Raw genomic sequence first — 24,351 nt, 5'->3', positions numbered from 1 at the left:
TCGAATGCTTTAGTGGGCGGCCGCTCGCACGATCGCCAGGAAGTCCGCGGCCTTCAGCGACGCGCCGCCGACCAGTCCACCGTCGACATCGGGCTGGGCGAAGAGCTCCGCCGCGTTGTCGGGCTTGACGCTGCCGCCATACAGCAGCGGCAGCGAGCCGGCGATTCTAGCATCGCGCTGCGCGATCTCGCCACGCAGGAACGCATGGACCTCCTGGGCCTGCTCCGGCGACGCCGTGCGGCCGGTGCCGATCGCCCAGACCGGCTCGTAGGCCAGCACAGCGCCCTCGAGATCCGCTACGCCGCCGCCGGCCAGCAGCGGCTCGAGCTGCTGCTCCAGGCGCCACCACGTGCGGCCGGCCTCCCGGTCCTCCAGGGTTTCGCCCACGCAGAGGATCGGGACGAGCCCCGCCCGCTTGGCCGCGCGGAACTTGCGCGCGACCAGCTCGTTGGATTCGTGGTGGTACTCGCGGCGCTCGGAGTGCCCGACCAGGCCGTACACCGCGCCGACGTCCAGAAGCATCGCGGCCGAAACCTCGCCCGTGAACGCCCCGGCCTCGTTCGCGCTGACGTCCTGGGCGCCGAACCGGATGCCGCGGGCGCCGTAGCGCTCGGCCAGCTCGCTCAGGTAGGGCAGCGGCGGCAGGATCACGGACTCGACGCCCTCCGGGCGCTCGGCCGCCACGACCTCGTCGAGCAGCGACGCCGCGAACGCGCGGTTTCCGTGCAACTTCCAGTTTCCGGCGACGATTCGACGACGCATCTCATGCTCCGCTACGACGTGGCGCGAGAGTCTAGCCCAGCCGTCCACGGACCGAACCATGCCCCTGCTCGAAGGCCTGCCTCCGATCGAGAATCCGTCCGCCCGCGCGCTCGTGCTGGGCAGCATGCCGGGCGGCGCGTCGCTCCGGCGCGGGCAGTATTACGCGCACGCCCAGAACCTGTTCTGGCCTTTGATGGACCGGTTCGTCGGCGCGTCGCCTTCCCTGCCATACGAACGGCGCATCGCGGTGTTGCGCGGCGCCGGGATCGCGTTGTGGGACGTCATCGGCCGCTGCGAACGCGAGGGCAGCCTGGACAGTGCGATCCGCGGTGCCGTCGCGAACGACTTCGCGCACTTCTTCGCCGCGCACGGGTCGCTGCGCGCCGTGCTGTTCAACGGCGCCACCGCGGAAGACACGTTCCTCCGCCAGGTCCCGGCGACGGCCGTGCCCGCAGGTGTCGCGCTTGTCCGCCTGCCGTCGACGAGCCCGGCGAACCGTAGCGTCGGCTTCGAGGAGAAAGCCGCGGCCTGGGAGCGCGCGCTGCGCGAGGCGGGCGTCGAGCGGCCTGCGGCACCGCCGGTATAGTCGGCCGATGAAGCCCGTCGCGCGCACCCTGCCCGTCCTTCCGTACCGCAAGCCCACCGAGGGTCGGGACTACTGGATCGTGGACAGCGTGTTGCCGGACCCCGACAGCGTGCGGGGGCGCGCGCTGTCCCGCACCGACTGGGCGCTCGGCTGGCCCCATCGCGAGGAAAGCTGGCCGGGCATGCGCGTGATGCCGGGACTGGTCGCGGACGAGCTCGCGATCGTGGAGGCGCGCGTCCAGGCCCTCACCGGCGCGAGCCGCCTCAGCGTGGGCCGCTCGCCGGATGGCACGACGCTCAACCACAACTGCATCCAGGTGGTCGGCGCCGACGAAGGCGAGGTGCGACCGCATACGGATTCGCGCGCACTCTGCCGCTTCGCCGCCGTGTTGTATCTCAATCCGACCGCACCGGAGGACTGCGGTACCAGCTTCTTCCGCCAGCGCCTGCCCTCCGGACAGCTGGGCGGCAACAGCGTGATGCCGCCGCACAACAACCTGGTGGAGGCGCTCGGCACGCGCTTCGTCGCGCCCGGCAGCTTCGCCCACGACGTGGCGATCCCGCCCCGCTACAACCGCCTGCTCGTGTATCGGGCGAACCTCATCCACAGCGCGACGGGCTACTTCGGCCGGACACTCGAGGACAAGCGGATGACCGCGGTGTTCTTCTGGATGGCGTAGCGCGTCGCGACCGCGACCCGTCAAATGGAAAAGCCCGGCTTTCGCCGGGCTTTTCGTGTCTGCTCCGGACGGTTACTTCAGCTTGATCTCGCGAAGCCGTTCCTCGAGGTAGCCCTGCGCCGTGATCGGCTCCGGGTAGCGGCTCGGATTGTCCGCGCTCACGCAGGACGGCAGTACGTCGATCACGAAGTCCGGATTCGGGTGCAGGAAGAACGGCGTCGAGTAGCGCGGCTGGCGCGCCTTGTCGCCCGGCGGGTTCACCACGCGGTGCGTGGTCGACGGATACACGTGGTTGGTCAGCCGCTGCAGCATGTCGCCGATGTTGACGACGATGGTGTCGGCCTGCGCGGTGAACGGGATCCATTCGCCCTTGCGCGACAGCACTTCGAGGCCTTCGGCGCTGGCGCCGACCAGCAGCGTGATGAGGTTGATGTCCTCGTGCGCACCGGCACGGACGTTCGGCACGTCGGGCGTCGTGATCGGCGGATAGTGGATCGGGCGCAGGATCGAATTGCCCTGGTTCGTCACGTTGACGAAGTAGTCGCCCGGCAGGCCGATGTGCAGCGCGAGCGCGGACAGCATGCGCGAGCCCAGGTCGTCGAGCGCCGTGTAAAGCCGGTAGCCGACGTCACGGAATTCGGCGATTTCGGTGGGCCACACGTTCGCCGGCATCGCGTCGGCGTACTTCGAATCGCGTGCGATCTCGCGCCCGATGTGGAAGAACTCCTTGAGGTCGAAATGCTGCGCGCCCTTCGCGGTCTCGATACCGAAGGGCGTGTAGCCGCGCGCACCGCCGCCGCCCGGCACGTGGTACTTGCGCTTGACCTCTTCCGGCAGCGCGAAGAACTCGGCGAACACGCGGTAGGCATCGTCGATCAGCGCGCGGTCGATGCCGTGGTTGCGGATGCCCGCGAAGCCCCACTCGCGATAGGTGGCGCCGAGTTCGGCGACGAACGCGTCGCGCTGGGCGGGATCGTTGAAGCGCTGGATGTCGAGGGTCGGGATCTGGCTCATGGGATTTCTCGTGTCGAGGCGGCAGTGTCGCGCACGGCCGGCGTCGACGGTTTGATCGGAATCAGGTGGCGGCGTCGCGCACGGCGGCGGCCAGGCGCTCGAGCGTGGCGTCGACGAGCGCATCGTCGTCGGCCTCGACCGTCACCCGGACGACAGGCTCGGTGCCCGACGGACGGAGGAAAGCGCGACCGCGCCCGGCCACGGCCTGCTGGGCCTCCGCGAGTGCGGCCCTGACGCTTTCGGCGTCCGCCGGCTTGGCGCCGGCGGCGCAGCGCACGTTGACGGTCTTCTGCGGCACGCGCCGCAGCCCGTCGAGCGCCTGGCCCAGGCCGATACCGCGCCGTCGCAGCACTTCCAGCACCTGCAGTGCGCTGACGATACCGTCGCCGGTATTGGCGCGATCCAGGCACAGCAGGTGCCCGGACGCCTCGCCGCCGAGCACGCCGTCGTGCGCGACGAGCTGCTGGTGCACGTAGCGGTCGCCGACCTTCGCGCGCAGGAAATTGATGCCGCGCTGGCCGAGCGCCTGCTCGAGGCCGAAATTGCTCATCAGGGTGCCGACCACCGGCCCGCGCAGCCGGCCCGAGGCCTGCCAGTCGGTCGCGAGCACGTAGATCAGGTCGTCGCCGTCGCGCACGCGGCCGTCGGCATCGACGAACAGCACGCGGTCGCCGTCGCCGTCGAAGGCGATGCCGAGGTCCGCACCCGTCTCGACGACGCGCGCGGCGAGGTGTTCAGGGTGGGTCGATCCGACGCCGTCGTTGATATTGGTGCCGTTGGGCTCGATGCCGATCGCGGTGACGCGCGCGCCCAGTTCGCGGAACACGATGGGCGCGATCTGGTACGTCGCGCCGTTCGCGCAGTCCATCACGATGCGCATGCCCTCGAGGTCGAAGCGGCGCGGCACGCTGGTCTTGCACGCTTCGACGTAGCGGCCCAGCGCCTCGCGCGTGCGCACGGCCTTGCCCAGCTCTTCGGACGCGACGGTCCGGAACGGCAGGTCGAGCGCGGCCTCGATCGCGAGCTCGGTCGCGTCGTCGAGCTTCTCGCCTTCGGCGGAGAAGAACTTGATGCCGTTGTCGTAATGCGGGTTGTGCGAGGCCGAGATCACGATGCCGCCGTCCGCGCGCAGCGAACGCGTCAGGTGCGAAACCGCGGGCGTCGGCATCGGGCCCATGAGCTGGACGTCGACGCCCGCGGCGACGAGCCCGGCTTCCAGCGCGGCCTCGAACATGTAGTTCGAGATGCGCGTGTCCTTGCCGATGATGACGACCGGCTTGCGCCACGCCGGCGCATGCGAACGCAGCGCGTGGCCGTAGGCATTGCCGAGCCGGAGCACGAAGTCGGCGGAGATCGGGCCATCGCCGACCCGGCCGCGGATGCCGTCGGTACCGAAATACCGGCGACTCATGCGGCGACGTCCGCGGGCGCCGGCTGCTTCATCAGGATCGCCAGGATGTTCGACAGTCGCGCACGCATTTCGCGGCGGTCGCAGATCATGTCGATCGCGCCGTGCTCGAGCAGGAACTCCGAACGCTGGAAGCCTTCGGGCAGCTTCTCGCGCACGGTCTGCTCGATCACGCGCGGGCCCGCGAAGCCGATCAGCGCCTCGGGTTCGGCGATGTTGAGGTCGCCGAGCATCGCGAACGACGCGGAAACGCCGCCGGTGGTCGGATGCGTGAGCACCGAGATGTACGGCAGGCCGGCCTCGCGCAGGCGCCCGAGCGCGGCGGCGGTCTTCGCCATCTGCATCAGCGAGAACAGCGACTCCTGCATCCGCGCGCCACCCGACGCCGAGAAGTTCACGAACGGGCTGCCGATCTCGAGCGCGGTCTCGGCCGCGCGCGTGAAGCGCTCGCCGACCACCGAGCCCATCGAGCCGCCCATGAAGGCGAAGTCGAACGAGGAGGCGACGAGCGGACGGCCGTCGAGCGTGCCCTTCATGGCGACCAGGGCATCTCGCTCGCCGGTCGACTTCTGCGCGGCGCGGATGCGGTCGGAATAGCGCTTCTGGTCCCGGAATTTCAGGACATCGACCGGGCCGAGCTCGGCGCCGATCTCGGTCGTGCTGCCGGCGTCGAAGATCGACGCCAACCGCGCACGGGCGCGGATCGCCATGTGGAACCCGCATTTCGGGCAGACCTCGAGGTTTTCCTCGAGTTCGGGCCGGTACAGCGCGGTCGCGCAGCGGCCGCATTTTTCCCACAGGCCTTCCGGCACGCTGCGGCGGCGCTGGGCCCCCTCGGTGCGGATGCCGGAGGGCATCAGTTTCTTGAGCCAGGACATGCTGGAGGCTCCCCCTGTCGGACGAACGGCCGCCGCGCGGCCAGCGGGTCAGTGTAGCGCAGCCCCCCGCGCGCTCCGGACGGGCCGGAGCGCCGTGGCCGCAGATGGCGTCAGGCGTCCAGCGCGGCGCGCAGCGGCGCTAGGAAGGCGCGTGCGGCCGAGGCGGGATCCGCGGCGTCGGCCAGCGCCGCCACCAGCGCACTGCCGACGACGACGCCCTCCGCGTCACGCGCCATCGCTGCGGCGCTCTGCGCGTCGCGGATGCCGAAGCCGGCGACGACCGGCACCTGCATGCCGTCGCGGATGGCCCGCAGGCGCTCCCCGGCGGCGCCCGCATCGAGGCGGTCGGCGGCGCCGGTCACGCCGGCGAAGCTGACGTAGTACAGGTAGCCGCGCGCCAACGCACGCAGCATGTCGATGCGCGAGGCCGACGACGTGGGCGACGCGAGCAGGATCAACGCGACGCCCGCGGCCTCGAACGCGTCGCGGAATTCGCGCGCTTCCTCGGGCGGCAGGTCGACCAGGAGGATGCCGTCGACGCCGGATGCCGCGGCCACCCGCGAAAAAGCCTCGGGACCGCGGATCTCGACCGGATTGAGGTAGCCCATCAGCACGACCGGCGTGAGGTCGTCGCGCTCGCGAAACGCGCGGACGCTGGCCATCACGTAGTCGATCCCGACGCCGCGGGACAGCGCGCGTTCGGAGCTGCGCTGGATGGTCGGGCCGTCCGCCATCGGATCGGAAAACGGGACGCCGAGCTCGATCACGTCGGCGCCGGCCTCGACCAGCGCGTGCATGACCGGGACCGTCGCCTCGAGCGACGGGTCGCCGGCGGTCACGAACGGCACCAGCGCCTTGCGGCCGGCGGACTTGAGTTGCGCGAAACGGGTGTCGATTCGATTCATCGGGCGTCTGCAGGGCCGCTCGATCGAGCGGCGGGTCGGGTCGTCGATGCGGCGGGCATGGTGCCCGCGACGGCGTGTTACAGCGCGATCCCTTCGCGCGCGGCGATGGTGTGCACGTCCTTGTCGCCGCGGCCCGACAGGTTGCAGAGCACCAGCGCGTCCTTCGGCAGCGTGCGCGCGAGCTTGATCGCCTGCGCGATCGCGTGGCTCGACTCCAGCGCCGGCAGGATGCCCTCGGTGCGCGCGAGCCGATGGAACGCCGCGAGCGCTTCGTCGTCGGTGACGCCGACGTACTCGGCACGACCGGTGTCCTTGAGGAACGCGTGCTCGGGTCCGACGCCCGGGTAGTCGAGCCCGGCGGAGATCGAGTGGGTCTCGATGATCTGTCCGTCGTCGTCGCAGATCACGTAGGTGCGGTTGCCGTGTAGGACGCCCGGGCGGCCGGCGGCCAGCGACGCGGCATGGCGACCGGTGTCGATGCCGTCGCCCGCCGCCTCGGCGCCGACCAGGCGCACGCCTCGGTCGTTGAGGAAGGCGTGGAAGATGCCGATCGCATTGCTGCCGCCGCCGACGCACGCGGTCACGGCATCCGGAAGCCGCCCGTACTCGGCGAGCATCTGCGCCCTCGCCTCGCGGCCGACGATCGCGTTGAAGTCGCGCACCATGCGCGGGTACGGATCGGGGCCCGCCACCGTGCCGATGATGTAGAACGTGTCGCGCACGTTCGTCACCCAGTCGCGCATCGCTTCATTGAGCGCATCCTTCAGCGTCGCCGAACCGCTGCTCACCGGCACGACCGTCGCGCCGAGCAGCTTCATGCGATAGACGTTGATCTTCTGGCGCTCGATGTCGGTCGCGCCCATGTAGACGACGCATTCGAGGCCGAGCCGCGCCGCGACGGTCGCGCTCGCGACGCCGTGCTGGCCCGCGCCGGTCTCCGCGATGATGCGCGTCTTGCCCATGCGGCTGGCGAGGAGCGCCTGGCCGATGGTGTTGTTGATCTTGTGCGCGCCCGTGTGGTTCAGGTCTTCGCGCTTGAGCAGGATGCGCGCGCCGGCGACTTCGCGGCTGAGGCGTTCGGCGAAATAGATCGGGCTCGGCCGGCCGACGTAATGCGCCAGGTCGCGGTCGTAGGCTTCGATGAACGCGGGATCGACGCGCGCGGCGTCGTAGGCGTCGGCCAGTTCCTGCAGCGGGCCGATCAGCGTCTCGGCGACGAAGCGGCCACCGAACCGGCCGAAGTGGCCGGCGGCGTCGGGATAGGCGTTGAAGTCGTCGACAGTCGACGACGGGGCGGCAGCGGACATGCGATGGCCTTGCGGACCGCGGGGGAAGCGGCCCGCCAGTTTAGGCCATCAGCAGGCGGCGACGGCGGCGTCCGTATGGCAGTCGGCGCGCCGGACTTCCTCGACGAAGCGACGCATCTTGTCGCCATCCTTGATGCCGGGCTCGGTCTCGATCCCGCTCGACACGTCGACCGCCCATGGCGTGGCGGTGGTCACGGCGTCGAAGACGTTCTCGGGCCGCAGGCCGCCGGCGAGCGCGAAGGGCTTCTGGAGGTCCTTGGGAATCCGGGTCCAGTCGAAGGTCCTGCCGCTCCCGCCGCTCTCGCCGTTGCGGTGGCCGTCCAGCAGGAAGCCGGCGGCGCCCGGGAAGCGCAGCTGGAGGTAGTGCGGGGCCATGATCTCGTCGCCCATCGGCACCACCTTCAGGTACGGCAGGCCGAACGACCGGCAGAAGGCGTCGTCCTCGCCGCCGTGGAACTGCAGCAGGCTGGGCCTGACCTGGCGCACCACGTCGCGAACCTCTTCCAGCGAGTTGTCCTGGAACAGCGCGACCGCGTCCACCAGAGGCGCGAGCGCCTGCCGCATGGCCCGCGCTTCCTCCGGCGCGATCCGGCGCGGGCTCTTGTGGGCGAACACGAAGCCGATGCCGTCGACGCCGAGTTCACAGGCCAGGCGCACGTCGCCGGGACGGGTGAAGCCACAGAACTTGATGCGGGTTCGGAAGAGCGTTCGGTTCACAGGGTGACCTCGGGGGTAGGTGCCAGTCCGCGGGATAGCGCGGGCCCAGGAAGACCAGGCCGGCCGACGGGGCGGTCGGGCCGGCGAGCGTGCGATCGCGCCCGTCCAGCACCTCGGCGATCCAGCCCTCGGGCCTTTCGCCGCGACCGACCATCAACAGGCTGCCGACGATGTTGCGCACCTGGTGGTGAAGGAAGGCGTTGGCCTGCACTTCCACCTCCACGATGTCGCCGGCACGGCGGACGATGATCTCCTGCATCTCGCGCCGTGCATGCGCGGCCTGGCAGTGCACGGTACGGAAGGCGGAGAAATCCCGCTCGCCGATCAGGGACTGTGCCGCGCGGTGCATCGCGGGCGCGTCAAGTGGGCGTCGCTCCCAGGCCAGCACCTGCCGCGACAGCGCCGGCCGGACCGGGCGGTTGAGTATCCGATAGACGTATCGACGCGCCCGTGCGGAAAAGCGCGCGTTGAAGTCCGAAGGCATTTCCCGGCACCACAGCACCGCGACTTCCGGCGGAAGCTTCGAGGTGGCGCCCAGCGTCCAGCCGCGCGGATCCCGGCGCACCGGCGAGTCGAAATGCGCGACCTGGCAGGCCGCGTGGACGCCGGCATCGGTGCGTCCGGCGCAGGTCAATTCGATCGACGACCCGGCGACGAAGGACAGTGCGGCCTCGACGGTGGCCTGCACGGTCGGCAGCGGCGTGGGCTCCGGTTCGCCGTGGGCGCTCAGGCGCTGCCAACCGCTGAAGCAGGTCCCGTCGTACTCGATGCCGATCGCGTAGCGCGTGACGGCGGCCGGTGCCGGCGCCGTCGTCCCGTCGGTCATCCGATGTCCTGCAGCATCTTGGCGGCGACGCCGCGTGCCGTCGCATCGTCGGAATCCATCACCTCGCCCAGCAGCCGGCGCGCGTTGTTCGCGTCGCCCAGGTCGAGATAGGCCTGGGCGAGCTCGAGGCGCTCGACGGGCGACGGCTCGGCGTCAGCCGCTACGTCCGATGCGGCCAGGGCAGTCGCCACGGGCGCCGCGGCCGGCCTTCGGGTCGCGGCGCGCGGCGGGCGGCCGGCGCTGCGCTCCCAGGACGGACGAACGTCGACCGGGTCGGCCGGGGGCACGACGGGCTCGGCCGGTGCGGCCGCTTCCGGCGCGAACGCGTCGGCCAGCGAGGGTCGCGGCGATTCCGGGGGCGCACGGAACACGGGGTCGCGCCGTGCGCGGCGGCGACGCCAGGCGGCCGCAGCGAGGCCCGCCAGCAGGACCGCGACGCCGCCGATCACCCACGGCAGCGCCGACGATGCCTGCGGCGCGGGCGGCGTCGATTGCGCGGGCGCGCGTTGCTGCGCCGCGTGCAGCTGCGAGTTCTGCATCGCGATCAGCTTCTGCTGGTCGTTCTGCAGCTTCTCCAGTTCCGCCAAGCGGCTACGGAGTTCCTGCACCTCCGCGTCGCGCGCGGCCAGGCTCTCCTTGGTGGTCTGCAATTCCTGTCGAAGCATCTCTCCCTCGCCTCCGGCCTCGATGCCGGACTGGGTGCCGCCGCGGGCCTGCCGGCCTGCGCCGGGCGGAACGATTTCCAGACGCCCCGCCGGGCCGGCCTGTGCCGCGGCGGCCACGGGCGCGCGAGCGGCGGATGCCACGGGCGCCTGCGGCTGCGAGCGCGCCTGCCGCCACTGGCTGGCGGACGCGCGCACGAGCGCCGCGGCCTCCCGCGCCTCGATCGCTTCGAGTTCCGCGGACGCCGGCACGCGGAGCACGGTGCCGCGGCGAAGCTGATTGAGATCGCCGGCGACGAACGCATCCGGATTCGCGCGCAGCAGGCCGACCATCGCCTGCTCGGCCGTCACCCCGGCGGGCGCGACCTGCGAGGCCACTTTCGAGGCGGTGTCGCCCGCGCGGACGCGGTATTCGCTGCCGCCCGCCGGCGATCCCGCGGTGGCCCCGGCCGGCGCGGCGCCCGGTGGACGCGACGCCGGAACCGCACGCGTCGGCAGAGGCGTATCCGCCGGCGTGGGTGCCGTGGCGACCGGCCGCTCGATCACGGGCGTGGATTCGACCGCCGGCGCCTGCACCGCGACGTCCGGCGCCGCCTCGACGGCGCCCGGCGCGGCCAGGTTCGCCGTGTATTCGCGGACGAGCCGGCCCTGGCCCCAGTCGACCTGGACCAGGAAATCCAGCAGCGGCTGGGTGACCGGCTGAACCGTCGTGATGCGGATCAGCGGGCGGCCCTGCGCGTCGCTGCCGACCGTGAAGCGCAGGTCGGCCACGATGCCGATCGGCGGTTCGAGCCCGATGCGCGTGAACGTCTCGGGCGAGGCGAGGCCCGCGTCGAGGCTGACGAGCTCAGACGGGTCGCTGCTGACGATCGGGATCTCGGCGAGCAACGGCTGGCCGAGCGCCGACTTCACCTGGATCTGCCCGAGGCCCAGCGCCTGGGCGGACCCGCTCGCCAGCGCGAGGGCCAGCAGGCAGGCGGATCGCAGCTTTGACCTCACGGATTTCTCTCCCCTCATCCGGCGCCGACTCTAGCAGGCCCGGCGCGCGCCGCCCACGCGATGCGGCGCGCGCGAACGCGTCACTCCGCGATGACGAGCTCGGCCAGCTGCACCGCGTTCAGCGCCGCGCCCTTGCGGAGGTTGTCGGCGACGACCCAGAGCGAGAGGCCGCGCGGGTGGGAGATGTCCTCACGGATGCGCCCGACGTACACCGGATCGTTGCCCGACGCGTGCGAGACCGGCGTCGGATACCCGCCGCCCCGCTGCTCGTCGACCACCTCGACGCCCGGCGCGCCTTCCAGCAGCTCGCGTGCCCGCGCCGCGCTGATCTTCTCGCGCGTCTCGATGTGCACGGCTTCCGAGTGGCCGTAGAACACCGGCACGCGCACCACCGTCGCGTTCACCTGGATCGATTCGTCGCCGAGGATCTTGCGCGTCTCCCAGACCAGCTTCATCTCTTCGCTGGTGTAGCCGTTGTCGAGGAAATCGCCGCCGTGCGGGATCACGTTGAACGCGATCTGCACCGGGTAGACCTCGGGCTTGGGGTCCTGGAAGTTGAGCATCGCGGCCGTCTGCCGGCCCAGCTCCTCCAGCGCGCGACGACCTGTGCCCGATACCGACTGGTAGGTCGCCACGTTGATGCGCTCGATGCGCGCCTCGCGATGGATCGGCGCCAGCGCCGTCAGCATCTGCATGGTGGAGCAGTTCGGATTGGCGACGATGCCGCGGGGCCGGTTCTTCAACTGCTCGGGATTCACTTCGGCAACGACCAGCGGCACGTCGTCGTCGCGACGGAAGGCCGACGAGTTGTCGATCACCACGGCGCCCGCCGCGGCGAACTTCGGCGCGTATTCCTTCGAAACGTCGCCGCCGGCGGAGAACAGCGCGATGTCGATGCCCGCGGGATCGAACGTGGCGAGGTTCTCCACCACGATCCTGCGGCCGTTGAAATCGACCTTCTCGCCGGCCGAGCGCTCGCTCGCCAGCAGGTGCAGCTCGCGGATGGGGAACTCGCGCTCGGCGAGCACCTTCAGCATGGTCTCGCCGACGGCGCCGGTGGCGCCCACGATCGCGACATTCACGGGATTCTTCATACGGATTCTCGGTCTCTGGGACGCGTCGCGCGGCGGCACTCAGCGCTCGCGTCGACGATGGGGTGTACGGGATTCGATGACAAGCGACGCGGCGCAGGCGCGCATCGCGCCGTCCGGCGCGCGCGACGTCTGGCCGCTATCGTTTCGAGACCGCGTCGCCACACTGGCCGCGATGGCGCAGCGCCTGGTCCATCAGCACCAGCGCGACCATCGCTTCGCAGATCGGCGTCGCGCGGATGCCGACGCACGGATCGTGCCGGCCGGTCGTGACCACCTCGACCACGTTGCCGTCCACGTCGAGGCTCTCGACCGGCAGGCGCAGGCTGGACGTGGGTTTGAACGCGATCGAACAGCGCAGCGGCTGCCCGGTGCTGATGCCGCCCAGGATGCCGCCGGCGTGGTTGGTTTCGAAATCCGGCCGCCCGTCCGCGCCGGGCCGCATGACGTCGCGATGCAGCGAGCCGTGCATCGCCACGACGTCGAAGCCGTCGCCGATCTCCACGCCCTTCACCGCGTTGATGCTCATCAGCGTCGCCGCGAGCTCGGCATCGAGCTTCCCGTAGATCGGCTCGCCCCAGCCCGGCGGGACGCCCGTCGCGACGACTTCCACGCGCGCGCCGACCGAATCGCCGGACTTGCGCAGCGCGTCCATGTAGGCCTCCAGCTCCGGCACCTGCGTGGCGTCGGGCCAGAAGAACGGGTTCGATTCGACGTCCAGCCAGTCGGGCATGTCGGGCCGCGACGAACGGATCTCGCCCAGCTGCGACAGGTAGCCGCGCACCTCGACACCGAACGCCTGCGCCAGCCATTTCTTCGCGATGACGCCCGCCGCCACGCGCATCGTCGTCTCGCGCGCGCTCGACCGGCCGCCGCCGCGCGGATCGCGGATGCCGTACTTGGCCTGGTACGTGTAGTCGGCATGGCCGGGGCGGAACTGCTTCGCGATCGCGGCGTAGTCCTTGCTGCGCGCGTCGGTATTGCGGATGAGGAGCGCGATCGGCGTGCCGGTGGTGACACCCTCGTACACGCCGCTGAGGATTTCGACCTCGTCCGCCTCGCGGCGCTGCGACGTGTGGCGGCTGCGGCCGGTCGCGCGGCGCTCGAGGTCGCGCGCGAAGTCCTCGATCGCGATGGGCAGCCCGGGCGGGCAGCCGTCGACCACGCAGCCGATCGCCGGACCGTGGCTTTCGCCGAAGGTCGTGACGCGCAGCAGGTGGCCGAAGGTGTTCACGTCAGGCGCGGGCGTCGGCGAGCTCGCGGATCCGGGCGTGGTGCTCGACCAGATCGGCGCGCTCCACCACGAAAATGCCCATCTGGCCGACCTTGAACTCCACCCATGCCATCGGCAGCTCGGGCAGCAGCGCGGTCAGCGCATGCTCGGCCTCGCCGACCTCGCAGATCAGCAGGCCTTCCTCGGTCAGGTGGTCCGGAGCATCGCGCATGATCCGCAGCACCAGGTCCAGGCCGTCGTCGCCCGCGCGCAGGCCGAGTTCCGGCTCGTGCGCGTACTCGCGCGGGAGCGCATCGGTCTCGTCGTTGGTCACGTACGGCGGGTTGGTGACGATCAGGTCGAACATCTCGCCCGGCAGGCCATCGAACAGGTCCGACTTGACGAACGACACGTTCGGGACCTGCAGTCGCTCCTTGTTCTCGGCCGCGAGGGCGAGCGCGTCGTCGGAGATGTCGATGCCGACGACGTCCCAGTTCGGCTGGTAATGCGCCGTGGCGATCGCGATGCAGCCCGAACCGGTGCAGAGGTCGAGCACGCGCTCGACCTCGCGCTCGCCCAGCCACGGCTCGAAGCCGCTGGTGATGAGCTCGGCGATCGGCGAGCGCGGCACCAGCGCGCGCGGGTCGGACTTGAAGCTCAGCCCCGCGAACCATGCCTCGCCCGTGAGGTAGGCGGCTGGCACGCGCTCCTCGACACGGCGGCGGAACAGGTCCAGCACGCGGCGCATTTCCTCCTCGGTGACGCGCGAGGCGCCGTACACCGGGCTGAGGTCGTGCGGCATGTGCAGCGCGTGCAGCACGAGCTGCGTCGCCTCGTCGAGCGCGTTGTCGTAGCTGTGACCAAAGGTCAGGCCCGAGGCGTTGAAGAGGGAGCCGCCGTGGCGGATCAGGTCGATGATCGAGACCTGCTGGAAGGTCGGGAGACCGGCGTCCATTGACGTCGCACGCGAAGAAGGCCCGCGATTATAGCGGTCGGCCGGTATCATCGCCGGTCCCGTGGGCCCGGAGCCGACCATGTTCAACCGGACGACGCTGCTCGTTCTCGCCGCCGCGGTCGCCGCGGGCCTCGGCCTGCTGCTCGCGCGCCACGTCTTCGGGCCGGCCACCCCCGCGGCTCCGCCGCTGAAGGCGATCCACCTGATCGACCCGCCGCGCGATCTGCCCACGTTCAGCCTGCGGCAGTCGGACGGTACGGCGCTCGCCAACGGCGAGCTCAAGGGCCACTGGACGCTCGTGTTCCTGGGATTCACCCACTGCCCGGACGTCTGCCCCACCACGCTGGCCGATCTCGCTCGGGCACAGAAGCAGTGGGAAGCGATTCCCGAAACGACCCGCCCGCGCGTGCTGTTCGTGTCGGTCGACCCTGATCGCGACACGCCCGACCGCGTCGGCGAGTACGCCCACGCCTTCCATCGCGACACCATCGCGGCCACCGCGGACGTGCCGACCCTCGAGCGCTTCGCGCGCTCGATCAGCCTGGTGTTCGCCAAGTCGCCGCCTGTGCCCGGCGCGCCGGCCGACGCCTATGCGATGGACCACAGCGCGACGCTGGTCGCGCTCGACCCGCAGGGCCGCATGGCGGGCATCGTGCAACCGCCGCTCGATCCGGCCGCGATCGCCTCCGACCTCCGCCTTCTGACGACGAGCGCCCCATGAGCCTGGTCACGCGCCTCACCTACGCCCTGCCCCATCGCTTCCTGTCGTCGCTGGCGCGCTCGTTGGCGTACTCGAAGCACCCGCGCGTCAGCCGCTGGCTGATCGACACGGTGACGCGCAAGTTCGGCGTCGACCTCACGGAGGCGGCGAACGCGGATCCGCGCTCGTACGAGTCGTTCAATACGTTCTTTACCCGTGCGCTGCGGCCGGGCGCCCGCACGCCGGATCCGGATCCGGACGCGATCCTGATGCCCGCCGACGGCCGGATCAGCCAGTGCGGCCCGATCCGCGGCGGCGAAATCTTCCAGGCCAAGGGCCGAAGCTTCACCGCGGCCGAACTGCTCGCCAGCGAGGCCGACGCGCGACCGTTCGACGACGGCGTCTTTGCGACCGTCTACCTCTCGCCGCGCGACTACCACCGCGTGCACATGCCGTGGACCGGCACGCTCACCCGCACCGTGCACGTGCCGGGGCGCCTCTTCAGCGTCGGGCCCAATGCGGTGCGTCTCGTGCCGCGGCTGTTCGCGCGCAACGAGCGCCTCGTCTGCCACTTCGACACCGACTTCGGCCCGATGGCGGTCGTGATGGTGGGCGCGCTGCTGGTCTCGGGCGTCGAAACCGTGTGGAGCGGCATCGAGATCCCGCAGTACGGCCACAAGGTGACCGAGAAGCGCTTCGAGCCGGGCATCACGCTGGAGCGCTTCGCCGAGATGGCGCGCTTCAATTACGGCTCGACCGTGATCGTGCTGCTCCCGCGCGGCGTCGCCACGCTCGACGCATCGCTGCAGGCGGAGTCCCCGGTCCAGCTGGGACAGCGCCTCGCGACCCGCGCCGCGCCGGTCACCGGCTGACGCGGCGCGGCGGGCCGGGCGTCAGTCCGTACAGCCCTCCAGGCGAAGCGACTGGCCCTGCCGGAGCGTGCCGTCGCGCTTGAGGCCGTTGGCGCGGGCTACCACCGCCATGTCGCACCCGAACTTCTTCGAGATCGTCGACAGCGATTCGCCGCTCTGCACGCGGTAGTCGCGGGCCTTCGCGGGCTTGCGACCCGCATCTGCGACACGCGCGCTGGACGCGGGAACGGTCGTCGAAACGGCCGGCTTCGCCGCGACGACCGCACCCGCCGTGCCCGTGGACTGCACCGAATCCGAAGGCGCTGCGTCAGCGTCGCTGTCCGGGATCGTCTGGAGCGGTCCGGTGCGCACCACGGCGCGGCTCGGGTCGCTGACCACCAGCGTGCGGGCGAGCTGGGCACGCCGGCCGTTGACGCACCAGCGGTTGTAGAGCCCGACGATGCGCGTCGTCGCATTGAGGCTGGTGCCGGCCGGCAGGAAGGTTTCCGGCTGGTAGCGCGGGTTGAGGTTGCGCAGCGTGCGCATGTAGCCCTCGCGCACGCCGTGGTTGCCGAGGCAGATGCCGAGCTGGTAGATCGACGCCGACTGCGACAACCGCAGCGGGGCCGGCTTGGGATTCACCTTCGGGAAGGTGAGTCCGTACTCCTTCGGGTGCATGAACAGCCACGCGGCCGCGACGACCATGGGCACGTAGTCGCGCGTTTCGGCGGGGAACTGGTTGTAGATCGATTCGTCCCAGAACGTGCGACCGCCGCCGCCCTGGTAGACGCGCAGCGCACGCCCCTCGCCGCCGTTGTACGCCGCCAGCGCGAGCTCGATGTTGCGATTGAGCTGCCCCATGCGCTCGTTGAGGTATTCGGCGCTGGCCTGCGCCGCTGCGCGGGGGTCGTAGCGCGTGTCGAACCCGGTGCCGTCGTCGCCGAGGCCGAAGCGACGGCCCGTCGCGTACATGAACTGCATCGGCCCCGCGGCGCCGGCACGCGACGTCGCGTGCACCTTGCCGTTGGATTCCTTCGCCATGATCCCGAACAGCAGCGCCTCCGGCAGGCCGCGCTTCTGGTACTCGGGCCACATCAGGTAGCGCATGTACTGGTAGTTCTCCCAGCTGGAGATCAGCGAGCCGCGCATGTCGGTGAGCCAGCGGCGGATCGCCTGCTGGACCGCCGGGTTGTATTCGACCATCCGGTCGAAGCGATGGTCCTCCGACAGCAGCGCGGCCGCCCTCGCCGCCTCGGGCACGTTCGCGGCCAGGCTTTCGTGGCCCAGCGCGTCGGCCGGCAGCCCGTCCTCCTCCTCTTCGTCTGCGGCGTCCGCATCCACCGCCTGCTTCAGCAGGCGGTTGTACGTGGACAGCAGTGTGCTGACGGGACACCCGCGGACTCGCACGCAGGCCGCCATCACGTCCTCCATGTCCTGCAGCGCCGCGTCGCTCTCGCGCTGCGCGTCGGGCTCCTCGTTGCGGACGGCGACCGCCGCGCGGCTGAAGCGCGCCTCCGCGGCCTGCATGCGCGCGCCGAGCGTCGCCGCGGTTTCGGCATCGCGCTTCGCGGCGATCGAGAGCGTGGGCAGGAGCAACAGCGCGGCGATGCAGCCGCGGACGAGACGGTGGCGGGGCATGCGGGGGATCATCGTGACGACCGGAACTGCAGGACGGCCGAGCGTAGCCGCCGCGCGCCCGCATCGGCAAGGAACGCACTGCGCGTTTCCGAAGCGCTCCGCACGCGTGGTTAGAATCCGGTCATCCCCCGCCGCGGCCGTCCGATGACCACACCGATCCTGCTGGGCAAGACCGCCCCGCCCGAGCTCAAGCCGATCGAGCTCGCCTCGCGCGTGGGCAATCGCCACGGGCTGGTCGCCGGCGCCACCGGCACCGGCAAGACGGTCAGCCTGATGACGCTGGCGGAAGGCTTTTCCCGTATCGGCGTGCCGGTGTTCCTCGCGGATGTGAAGGGCGACGTCGCCGGCCTCGCGATGCCCGGCACCGCGAACGAGCGCGTTCGATCGCGGCTCGACACGCTCGGGATCACGGATCACGCGCCCGAGGCTAATCCGGTCGTGTTCTGGGACCTGTTCGGCGCCGCGGGCCACCCGGTGCGCACCACGGTGTCGGAGATCGGTCCGATCCTGCTGTCGCGCATGCTCGAGCTCAACGACACGCAGTCGGGCGTGCTCGACATCGCGTTCCGCCTCGCCGACGACCAGGGGCTGCTGCTGCTCGACCTCGAGGACCTGCGCGCGGTGCTCGTGCACCTGGCCGAGCGCCGCAAGGAGGTGTCGACGCAGTACGGGCTCGTGAGCGCCCCGTCGATCGCGGCGATCCAGCGTGCGCTGCTCCGCCTGGAGTCCGACGGCGGCGCGCGATTCTTCGGCGAGCCGGCGCTCGAGCTGTCGGACCTGATGCGCACCACCACCGACGGCCGCGGCGTGATCGGCGTGCTCGCGGCCGACAGCCTGGTGCTCAGGCCGCGCCTGTATTCGACGTTCCTGCTGTGGCTCCTGTCGGAGCTGTTCGAGCAGTTGCCGGAAGTGGGCGACCTCGACAAGCCTCGGCTCGTCTTCATCTTCGACGAGGCGCACCTGCTGTTCGACGACGCGACGCCCGCGCTTCGGCAGCGGGTGGAACAGGTCGTCCGCCTGATCCGGTCCAAGGGCGTGGGCGTGTACTTCTGCTCGCAGTTTCCCGACGACGTCCCGGGCGAAATCCTCGGCCAGCTGGGAAACCGCGTGCAGCATGCGCTGCGTGCATTCACGCCGCGCGACCAGAAGGCGGTGCGCGTGGCGGCGGAGACCTTCGTGCCCAATCCGGCGATCGACGTCACGGCGGCACTGACGCAGCTGGCGATCGGCGAAGCGCTGGTGTCGCTGCTGTCGGCTGAAGGCGTGCCCGCGCCGGTCGAGCGCGTGCTGATCGCGCCGCCGCGCTCGCGCATCGGGCCGATCACGGCCGAGGAACGCCAGCAGGTTCGAGCGTCGAGCCCGGTCGGCGCGAAGTACGACGCACCGCTCGATCGCGAATCCGCGGCCGAGCTGCTCGCGCGCCGCGCCGAGCAGGCCGCTTCCGTCGCGGCGGCGCCGCCGGCAAAGGCCGCGCCCCGTGCATCGAACCGGCAGGGGCTCGTCGAGACGATGGCCAAGCAGGCGGCTCGCACCGTGGGCAGCCAGATTGGCCGGCAGATCGTGCGCGGACTGCTGGGCGGCCTGTTCGGCGGCCGCGGGCGCTGATGCGCCGGACGTCGCGCATGGCAGGACACGCGGCCCCGTGAGCCGCTGGCGCCCGCCGGCCGAGCACAGCACCGCGCTGATCACGCGGGACGGATTCGAGCGCCTGAAGGCGGAGCTGGACGACCTGTGGCGCGTGCGGCGGCCGGAGATCGTGCGCGCGCTCTCCGCGGCGGCGGCCGAGGGTGACCGGTCGGAGAACGCCGAATACATCTACCGGAAGAAGCAGCTCGGCGAGCTGGACCGGCGCGTGCGATACCTCAGCAAGCGCGTGCCGGCGCTGAAGGTCGTGGAGGCCCCGCCCGGTGATCGCGATGCGATCTTCTTCGGCGCCATCGTCGACCTCGACGATGTCGAGACCGGCGAATCGCTGCGCTACCGGCTGGTCGGTCCGGACGAGGCCGACCCCTCCCGCGGCGACATCAGCATCGACTCGCCCGTCGCACGCGCGTTGCTCAAGAAGCGCGAGGACGACGAGGTCGAGGTGCAGCTGCCCGCCGGGCCGCGGCGCGTGGCGATCGTCGGCGTTCGCTACGGCAGCTGACGCCGCGCCGCAGTCGGCCGGCGGCGCGACGCGTCAGGCGTGCATCGGCAGCTGCAGCGCCGCCGCGGTCTCCGTGCTCACCGCTTCGCCGTAGAGGTCGTGCTCGTCGCTGCCGAGGATCTCGACGTCGATGAACTGGCCCGGCTGCAGGCCGAACTCCATGCCGTTCTGGATCTGCACCACGCCGTCGATTTCCGGCGCATCGGCCCTGGACCGCGCGATCGCGAGGTCGCCGTCGATCGCGTCGACGAGGCAGCGCTGCACCGTGCCCACCTTGGCTTCGAGCCGCGCCGCGGAGATCTCGGCCTGGCGCTCCATGAAGCGCGCGAGGCGCTCCTGTTTCACTTCCTCGGGCACGGGATCGGGCAGCGCGTTGGCAGCCGCGCCCTCCACGGGCGAGTACGCGAACGCACCGACGCGGTCGAGCTGCGCCTCGTCGAGGAAGTCGAGCAGCTCCTCGAATTCGGCCTCGGTCTCGCCCGGGAAGCCGACGATGAACGTGCTGCGCAGCGTGAGGTCCGGGCACATGCGGCGCCAGTTCTGCACGCGCTCGAGCGTCTTCTCGACCGCACCCGGGCGCTTCATCAGCCGCAGCACGCGCGGGCTGGCGTGCTGGAACGGGATGTCGAGGTACGGCAGCACTTTCCCTTCCGCCATCAGCGGAATGACGTCGTCGACGTGCGGATACGGATACACGTAGTGCAGGCGCGACCACACGCCTAGCTGCGACAGCCCTTCGCACAGCGACTTCATGCGCGTCTGGTAGGCGCGGCCGCGCCACTCGCGCTCGGCATAGCGCACGTCGACGCCGTAGGCGCTGCTGTCCTGCGAGACGACCAGCAGCTCGCGCACGCCGCCCATCACCAGCTTCTCGGCCTCGCGCAGCACCTGGTCGACCGGGCGCGATACGAGGTCGCCGCGCATCGACGGAATGATGCAGAAGCTGCAGCGGTGGTTGCAGCCTTCGGAAATCTTGAGGTACGCGTAGTGCTTCGGCGTCAGCTTGATGCCGACGTCGTCCTGCGCCGCGGGCAGCAGGTCGAGGAAGGGATCGCGCGACGGCGGCAGCGCCGCGTGCACGGCCGACATCACGCTCGCGTAGTCCTGCGGGCCGGTGATGGCGAGCACATCCGGATGCGCTTCGCGGATCACGTCGGCGCGCTTGCCGAGGCAGCCGGTGACGATCACCTTGCCATTTTCGGCAAGCGCCTCGCCGATCGCGTCGAGCGATTCCTCGACCGCGCTGTCGATGAAGCCGCAGGTGTTGACCACCACGACGTCGGCATCGTCATAGGTCTGCACGAGGTCGTAGCCCTCGACGCGGAGCTGCGTGAGGATGCGCTCGGAGTCGACGAGCGCTTTCGGACAGCCGAGGCTGACGAAACCCACCTTGGGGTTCCGGACGGGATTCTGGGCGGACATAGCGGGTCTCGAGGGCCGCCGGAAGCGGCGGCGCGACGGGCCGCGACGTCGGCCGCGGCGGGTGTCCAGTATAACGGCGGGCGGTGGCCGCTCCGGAGCGGCCGTGGCACGCATTCACGGAGGCGCCATGGGCAGCTGGATCGAACTCGATACCCCGCAGGGGCGCATCAGCGCCTGGCATTCGGCCCCGGACCGCGCAGCGCTCGGCGGCCTGGTGGTCATCCAGGAGATCTTCGGCGTAAATGCGCACATCCGCGACGTGTGCGACCGCTTCGCACGGGAAGGCTTCGACGTGGTCGCGCCGGCGCTTTTCGATCCGGTGGAGCGCGGGGTCGAGCTGGACTACGACAAGGCCGGCGTGGCCCGCGGCCGCGACCTCGTGACCGCGCTGGGCTTCGAGCGCGCGGTCGAACTCGTGGACGCGGCGGCGTCGTGGCTCCGCAGCCATCATCACGCGAAGGTCGGCGCGGTCGGCTTCTGTTGGGGCGGCAGCCTGGCGCTGCTCGCCAATACCCGCCTCGGGCTGCCGTCGGTGAGCTACTACGGCGCGCGGAGCGTCGGCTTCCTCGACGAGCCGCTGCGCGCGCCGATGGTGTTCCACTTCGGCGAGCACGACGCGAGCATTCCGCCAGCCGACATCGAAAAGCACCGCCAGGCGTATCCGCAGGCCGAGGTGCACCTGTACGACGCGGGCCACGGCTTCAACTGCGACCGGCGCGCCGACTACGATTCCGATGCAGCCGCGACCGCATGGACGCGCACGGTCGGCTTCCTGCGCGACGCGCTCGCATGACGGCGGGCTGGTCGCTGCATCCACGCCTCGAGAGCGATTCCGTCGCGGTCGCTACCTTGCCGCTCAGCGACGTGCGCCTGATGGACAACGCGCATTACCCATGGCTGGTGCTGGTGCCGCGCATCGCGGGGGCCGTCGAATGGATCGATCTCGACGAGCGCGACCGGCATCGATTGCTCGACGAGACCACGCGCTGCGCCAACGCGCTGCGGGTGGTCGGACAGGTCGACAAGCTCAACATCGCCGCGATCGGCAACGTCGTCTCGCAGCTGCACGTGCACGTCGTCGCACGGCGGAACGACGACGCCTGCTGGCCTTCGCCCGTATGGGGCGGGCCGGCCCTGCCCTACGCGCCGGCGGCGCGCGACGCGCTCGTCGCACGCCTTCGCGGACTGATCGGGGCCGCCTGAAACTCAGGTCTTCGGCAGCGTGACACCCGTCTGGCCCTGGTACTTGCCGCCGCGGTCGCGATACGACGTCTCGCAGACCTCATCGGACTGGAAGAACAGCATCTGCGCCACGCCTTCGTTGGCGTAGATGCGCGCCGGCAACGGCGTGGTGTTGCTGAATTCCAGCGTGACGTGGCCTTCCCACTCGGGCTCGAGCGGCGTCACGTTGACGATGATGCCGCAGCGCGCGTACGTGCTCTTGCCGAGGCAGACGACCAGCACGTCGCGCGGGATGCGGAAGTACTCGACCGTGCGCGCCAGTGCGAACGAGTTCGGCGGAATGATGCAGACGTCCGACTCGATGTCGACGAAGCTGCCGCTGTCGAAATGCTTCGGGTCGACGATCGTCGAATTGATGTTCGTGAAGATCTTGAACTCGCGCGAGCAGCGCACGTCGTAGCCGTAGCTGGACGTGCCGTAGCTGACGATGCGCTCGCCGGAGGCCGCGTGCTTGACCTGCCCGGGCTCGAAGGGCTCGATCATGCCCTGCTCCTGCGCCATGCGGCGGATCCAGCGGTCGCTCTTGATGCTCATCGGGCCGTCCGTGCGGAAAAGACGCATTCTAGCCGCCGGCCGGGTACCGACGGCGGCCCGGTCAGTCGGCCAGCCGCACCGAAAGTGGACGCGCCACCGTCGGGCGCTTCGCGAGTTCGGCCGCGACCCGTCGCGCCATCGCGACGAAGGCCTGAGCGGCCGGCGAGTCCGGCTCCGCCACCACGATCGGCGCACCCGCGTCTCCCCGCTCGCGGACGGAGCGTTCGAGCGGAAGGCTGCCGAGCAACGGATACCCGTATTCCGCCGCGAGGCGGGCGCCACCGCCCTCGCCGAAGATGTGCTCGGCCTGGCCGCAGTTCGAGCAGACATGCAGTGCCATGTTCTCGACGAGGCCGAGCACCGGCACCTCGACCTTCTCGAACATCTTCAGCGCCTTGCGCGCATCGAGCGTGGCCACGTCCTGCGGCGTCGTCACCACCACGGCGCCGGCCACGGGAATCTTCTGCGAGAGCGTCAGCTGGATGTCGCCGGTGCCGGGCGGCAGATCGACCACCAGGTAATCCAGGTCGTCCCAGCGCGAATCGTTCAGCAGCTGGGTCAGCGCGGAGGTCGCCATCGGTCCGCGCCAGATCATCGGCGTGTCCTGCTCCACCAGCAGGCCGATCGACATCACCTGCACGCCGTGGGCGCGCAGCGGTTCGATCGATTTGCCGTCGGGGCTGTCCGGCCGCCCCGATACGCCGAGCATGGTGGGGATGCTGGGTCCGTAGATGTCGGCATCGAGGATCCCGACCCGCGCGCCCTCCCGGGCCAGCGCCACCGCGAGATTGACGGCGACCGTCGATTTGCCCACGCCGCCCTTGCCGGACCCGACGGCGATCAGGTTCCGGACGTTCGCCAAGGGCACGGTGGCCGCCTGCGGCGCGTGGACGCCGATGCGCTGCCGGACCACCGCCGGGGGGCCGTCCCTGCCAACGAGTGCAATAACCTCCGCCACGGATCGCACGATTTCATGCTGCACGGCAGCAATGGGCACACCGAACGTGATGTCGACCACGACACCACCCGGCCCCTCGGGCCCGACCGAGACGCGGCCCACCTCTCCGACGGTGACGCCGAAACCATTGAGCGGGAGGGCGTCGAGGCGTCTGGCCAGCGGGTCGCTCATGAATGCGTTCCAAAAAAAGGATGCTGAGGACGGGCCGTCCCCGCAACACAACTTGTTAAAGCCATGTTACGGTCGAGGCGTCAGGGAGACAGGGGGCCGCAAGGAGGGCGGCACTGATCATTTTCTGTTTTGGGGAAACCAAATGCCAGTTACGCAACAGCGACTGCGGCGCAGCCGCATCGCATCGGCCGTCCTCGCGGCCCTCGTCCTTCCGGCGGCCACCGCGGCCTTCGCTCAGCAGGCCACGACCACCACCACGGACGAATCGAAAGACGCCGCGAAGAAGACCGAGCTCGACCGGGTCACCGTCGTCGGCTCGCGCATCAAGCGCTCGGAGACCGAAGGTCCGGCCCCCGTCACGGTCATCACCCGCGCGGACATCGATCGCGAAGGTTTCCAGACCGTCGGCGACATGCTGCAGACGCTCACCCAGAACACGACCTCGTCGTTCACGGGTGACCTCGCGATCACCGGCTTCACGCCGAATGCCCAGGTCGTCAACCTGCGTAACCTCGGCCCCGGCTACACGCTGACGCTGATCAACGGCCGCCGCCCCGCGCAGTACCCGCAGCCGTACAACCGCGACAACAACGTCGTCAACATCAAGGCCATCCCGTCCTCGATCATCGAGCGCGTGGAAGTCCTTACCGGCGGCGCCTCGGCGATCTACGGCTCCGACGCCATCGC

General features: G+C 70.5%; 24 protein-coding genes and 1 pseudogene. 9 read left to right on the top strand and 16 right to left on the bottom strand.

Going from position 1 to position 24,351, the window contains the following annotated elements; translation table 11 throughout:
• Positions 1 to 9: 9 nt before the first annotated feature.
• Positions 10 to 762 carry a triose-phosphate isomerase gene (gene tpiA, locus E4F61_RS05530; RefSeq protein ID WP_133478678.1) on the bottom strand — a complete coding sequence of 251 codons (753 nt, stop codon included), beginning with the start codon at positions 760 to 762 and terminating at the stop codon, positions 10 to 12.
• Positions 763 to 820: 58 nt separating this feature from the next.
• Here tpiA and E4F61_RS05525 point away from each other — a divergent pair, with 58 nt between their 5' ends.
• Entirely contained in the window at positions 821 to 1,348 is a 528-nt protein-coding gene (locus E4F61_RS05525; RefSeq protein ID WP_133478677.1) for a DNA-deoxyinosine glycosylase, read from the top strand.
• A 7-nt stretch (positions 1,349 to 1,355) separates the two neighbouring features.
• Positions 1,356 to 2,027 carry a DUF6445 family protein gene (locus E4F61_RS05520; RefSeq protein WP_133478676.1) on the top strand — a complete coding sequence of 224 codons (672 nt, stop codon included), beginning with the start codon at positions 1,356 to 1,358 and terminating at the stop codon, positions 2,025 to 2,027.
• 72 nt (positions 2,028 to 2,099) lie between these two features.
• Here E4F61_RS05520 and E4F61_RS05515 read toward each other — a convergent pair whose 3' ends face one another.
• From E4F61_RS05515 to prmB, 11 genes and pseudogenes are all read right to left on the bottom strand, one after another.
• Positions 2,100 to 3,041, bottom strand: a complete 942-nt coding sequence (locus tag E4F61_RS05515) for an isopenicillin N synthase family dioxygenase (RefSeq protein ID WP_133478675.1) — start codon at positions 3,039 to 3,041, stop codon at positions 2,100 to 2,102.
• A 61-nt stretch (positions 3,042 to 3,102) separates the two neighbouring features.
• Positions 3,103 to 4,452, bottom strand: a complete 1,350-nt coding sequence (glmM, locus tag E4F61_RS05510; RefSeq protein ID WP_133478674.1) for a phosphoglucosamine mutase — start codon at positions 4,450 to 4,452, stop codon at positions 3,103 to 3,105.
• A complete protein-coding gene (accD, locus tag E4F61_RS05505) occupies positions 4,449 to 5,327 on the bottom strand; it encodes an acetyl-CoA carboxylase, carboxyltransferase subunit beta (protein ID WP_133478673.1) in 879 nt (292 codons plus the stop codon). The genes glmM and accD overlap by 4 nt, the downstream gene beginning before the upstream one ends.
• A 110-nt stretch (positions 5,328 to 5,437) precedes the next feature.
• Positions 5,438 to 6,232 carry a tryptophan synthase subunit alpha gene (trpA, locus tag E4F61_RS05500; protein WP_133478672.1) on the bottom strand — a complete coding sequence of 265 codons (795 nt, stop codon included), beginning with the start codon at positions 6,230 to 6,232 and terminating at the stop codon, positions 5,438 to 5,440.
• 77 nt (positions 6,233 to 6,309) lie between these two features.
• Entirely contained in the window at positions 6,310 to 7,539 is a 1,230-nt protein-coding gene (trpB, locus tag E4F61_RS05495; protein WP_133478671.1) for a tryptophan synthase subunit beta, read from the bottom strand.
• Between the two features lie 48 nt (positions 7,540 to 7,587).
• Positions 7,588 to 8,256, bottom strand: coding sequence for a phosphoribosylanthranilate isomerase (locus E4F61_RS05490; protein WP_133478670.1), 669 nt, complete (start codon positions 8,254 to 8,256; stop codon positions 7,588 to 7,590).
• Between the two features lie 13 nt (positions 8,257 to 8,269).
• Positions 8,270 to 9,082, bottom strand: a pseudogene (truA, locus tag E4F61_RS05485) (tRNA pseudouridine(38-40) synthase TruA); the annotation flags it as partial.
• The gene (locus tag E4F61_RS05480; RefSeq protein WP_133478668.1) at positions 9,079 to 10,743 is read right to left on the bottom strand and encodes a FimV/HubP family polar landmark protein; all 1,665 of its coding nucleotides are present in this window, start codon (positions 10,741 to 10,743) and stop codon (positions 9,079 to 9,081) included. The gene E4F61_RS05480 and the pseudogene truA, both read right to left, overlap by 4 nt.
• An 80-nt stretch (positions 10,744 to 10,823) precedes the next feature.
• Positions 10,824 to 11,837: an aspartate-semialdehyde dehydrogenase gene (locus E4F61_RS05475; protein WP_133478667.1), complete on the bottom strand. Its 1,014-nt coding sequence runs from the start codon at positions 11,835 to 11,837 to the stop codon at positions 10,824 to 10,826.
• A gap of 136 nt (positions 11,838 to 11,973) precedes the next feature.
• A complete protein-coding gene (aroC, locus tag E4F61_RS05470; protein ID WP_133478666.1) occupies positions 11,974 to 13,068 on the bottom strand; it encodes a chorismate synthase in 1,095 nt (364 codons plus the stop codon).
• A gap of 1 nt (position 13,069) precedes the next feature.
• The gene (gene prmB, locus E4F61_RS05465; RefSeq protein WP_133478665.1) at positions 13,070 to 14,002 is read right to left on the bottom strand and encodes a 50S ribosomal protein L3 N(5)-glutamine methyltransferase; all 933 of its coding nucleotides are present in this window, start codon (positions 14,000 to 14,002) and stop codon (positions 13,070 to 13,072) included.
• Positions 14,003 to 14,081: 79 nt separating this feature from the next.
• Between prmB and E4F61_RS05460 the strand changes: the two genes are divergently transcribed.
• Both E4F61_RS05460 and asd read left to right on the top strand, forming a co-directional pair.
• The gene (locus E4F61_RS05460) at positions 14,082 to 14,723 is read left to right on the top strand and encodes an SCO family protein (RefSeq protein WP_133478664.1); all 642 of its coding nucleotides are present in this window, start codon (positions 14,082 to 14,084) and stop codon (positions 14,721 to 14,723) included.
• Entirely contained in the window at positions 14,720 to 15,574 is an 855-nt protein-coding gene (gene asd / locus E4F61_RS05455) for an archaetidylserine decarboxylase (RefSeq protein ID WP_133478663.1), read from the top strand. Before E4F61_RS05460 ends, asd begins: the two co-directional genes overlap by 4 nt.
• Positions 15,575 to 15,595: 21 nt before the next feature.
• Here asd and E4F61_RS05450 read toward each other — a convergent pair whose 3' ends face one another.
• On the bottom strand, positions 15,596 to 17,191 hold the full coding sequence (locus E4F61_RS05450; protein WP_133478662.1) for a transglycosylase SLT domain-containing protein: 1,596 nt from the start codon (positions 17,189 to 17,191) through the stop codon (positions 15,596 to 15,598).
• A gap of 144 nt (positions 17,192 to 17,335) precedes the next feature.
• On the opposite strand from E4F61_RS05450, the gene E4F61_RS05445 reads away from it, so the two are divergent.
• Positions 17,336 to 18,796: a helicase HerA-like domain-containing protein gene (locus E4F61_RS05445; protein ID WP_133478661.1), complete on the top strand. Its 1,461-nt coding sequence runs from the start codon at positions 17,336 to 17,338 to the stop codon at positions 18,794 to 18,796.
• Positions 18,797 to 18,833: 37 nt separating this feature from the next.
• Complete coding sequence (gene greB / locus E4F61_RS05440; RefSeq protein WP_133478660.1) at positions 18,834 to 19,337, top strand: transcription elongation factor GreB; 504 nt, start codon at positions 18,834 to 18,836, stop codon at positions 19,335 to 19,337.
• 33 nt (positions 19,338 to 19,370) lie between these two features.
• Here the strand turns inward: greB and rimO are convergent, their stop codons facing one another.
• The gene (rimO, locus tag E4F61_RS05435) at positions 19,371 to 20,759 is read right to left on the bottom strand and encodes a 30S ribosomal protein S12 methylthiotransferase RimO (RefSeq protein ID WP_133478659.1); all 1,389 of its coding nucleotides are present in this window, start codon (positions 20,757 to 20,759) and stop codon (positions 19,371 to 19,373) included.
• A 127-nt stretch (positions 20,760 to 20,886) separates the two neighbouring features.
• On the opposite strand from rimO, the gene E4F61_RS05430 reads away from it, so the two are divergent.
• On the top strand, positions 20,887 to 21,552 hold the full coding sequence (locus E4F61_RS05430) for a dienelactone hydrolase family protein (protein ID WP_133478658.1): 666 nt from the start codon (positions 20,887 to 20,889) through the stop codon (positions 21,550 to 21,552).
• Positions 21,549 to 21,962, top strand: coding sequence for an HIT domain-containing protein (locus E4F61_RS05425; protein WP_133478657.1), 414 nt, complete (start codon positions 21,549 to 21,551; stop codon positions 21,960 to 21,962). The genes E4F61_RS05430 and E4F61_RS05425 overlap by 4 nt, the downstream gene beginning before the upstream one ends.
• Positions 21,963 to 21,965: 3 nt before the next feature.
• Here the strand turns inward: E4F61_RS05425 and dcd are convergent, their stop codons facing one another.
• Positions 21,966 to 22,535, bottom strand: a complete 570-nt coding sequence (gene dcd / locus E4F61_RS05420) for a dCTP deaminase (RefSeq protein WP_133478656.1) — start codon at positions 22,533 to 22,535, stop codon at positions 21,966 to 21,968.
• Positions 22,536 to 22,596: 61 nt separating this feature from the next.
• Positions 22,597 to 23,664 carry an iron-sulfur cluster carrier protein ApbC gene (gene apbC / locus E4F61_RS05415; protein WP_133478655.1) on the bottom strand — a complete coding sequence of 356 codons (1,068 nt, stop codon included), beginning with the start codon at positions 23,662 to 23,664 and terminating at the stop codon, positions 22,597 to 22,599.
• A gap of 142 nt (positions 23,665 to 23,806) precedes the next feature.
• On the opposite strand from apbC, the gene E4F61_RS05410 reads away from it, so the two are divergent.
• Positions 23,807 to 24,351: TonB-dependent receptor plug domain-containing protein (locus E4F61_RS05410; protein WP_162301415.1), on the top strand; the 545-nt coding region annotated here is incomplete at its 3' end.

It is taken from the genome of Cognatilysobacter segetis (assembly GCF_004359965.1).
Taxonomy (GTDB): domain Bacteria; phylum Pseudomonadota; class Gammaproteobacteria; order Xanthomonadales; family Xanthomonadaceae; genus Cognatilysobacter; species Cognatilysobacter segetis.
Note: the sequence above shows the minus strand (reverse complement) of the source record. Positions and strands in the feature narration are given on the sequence as shown.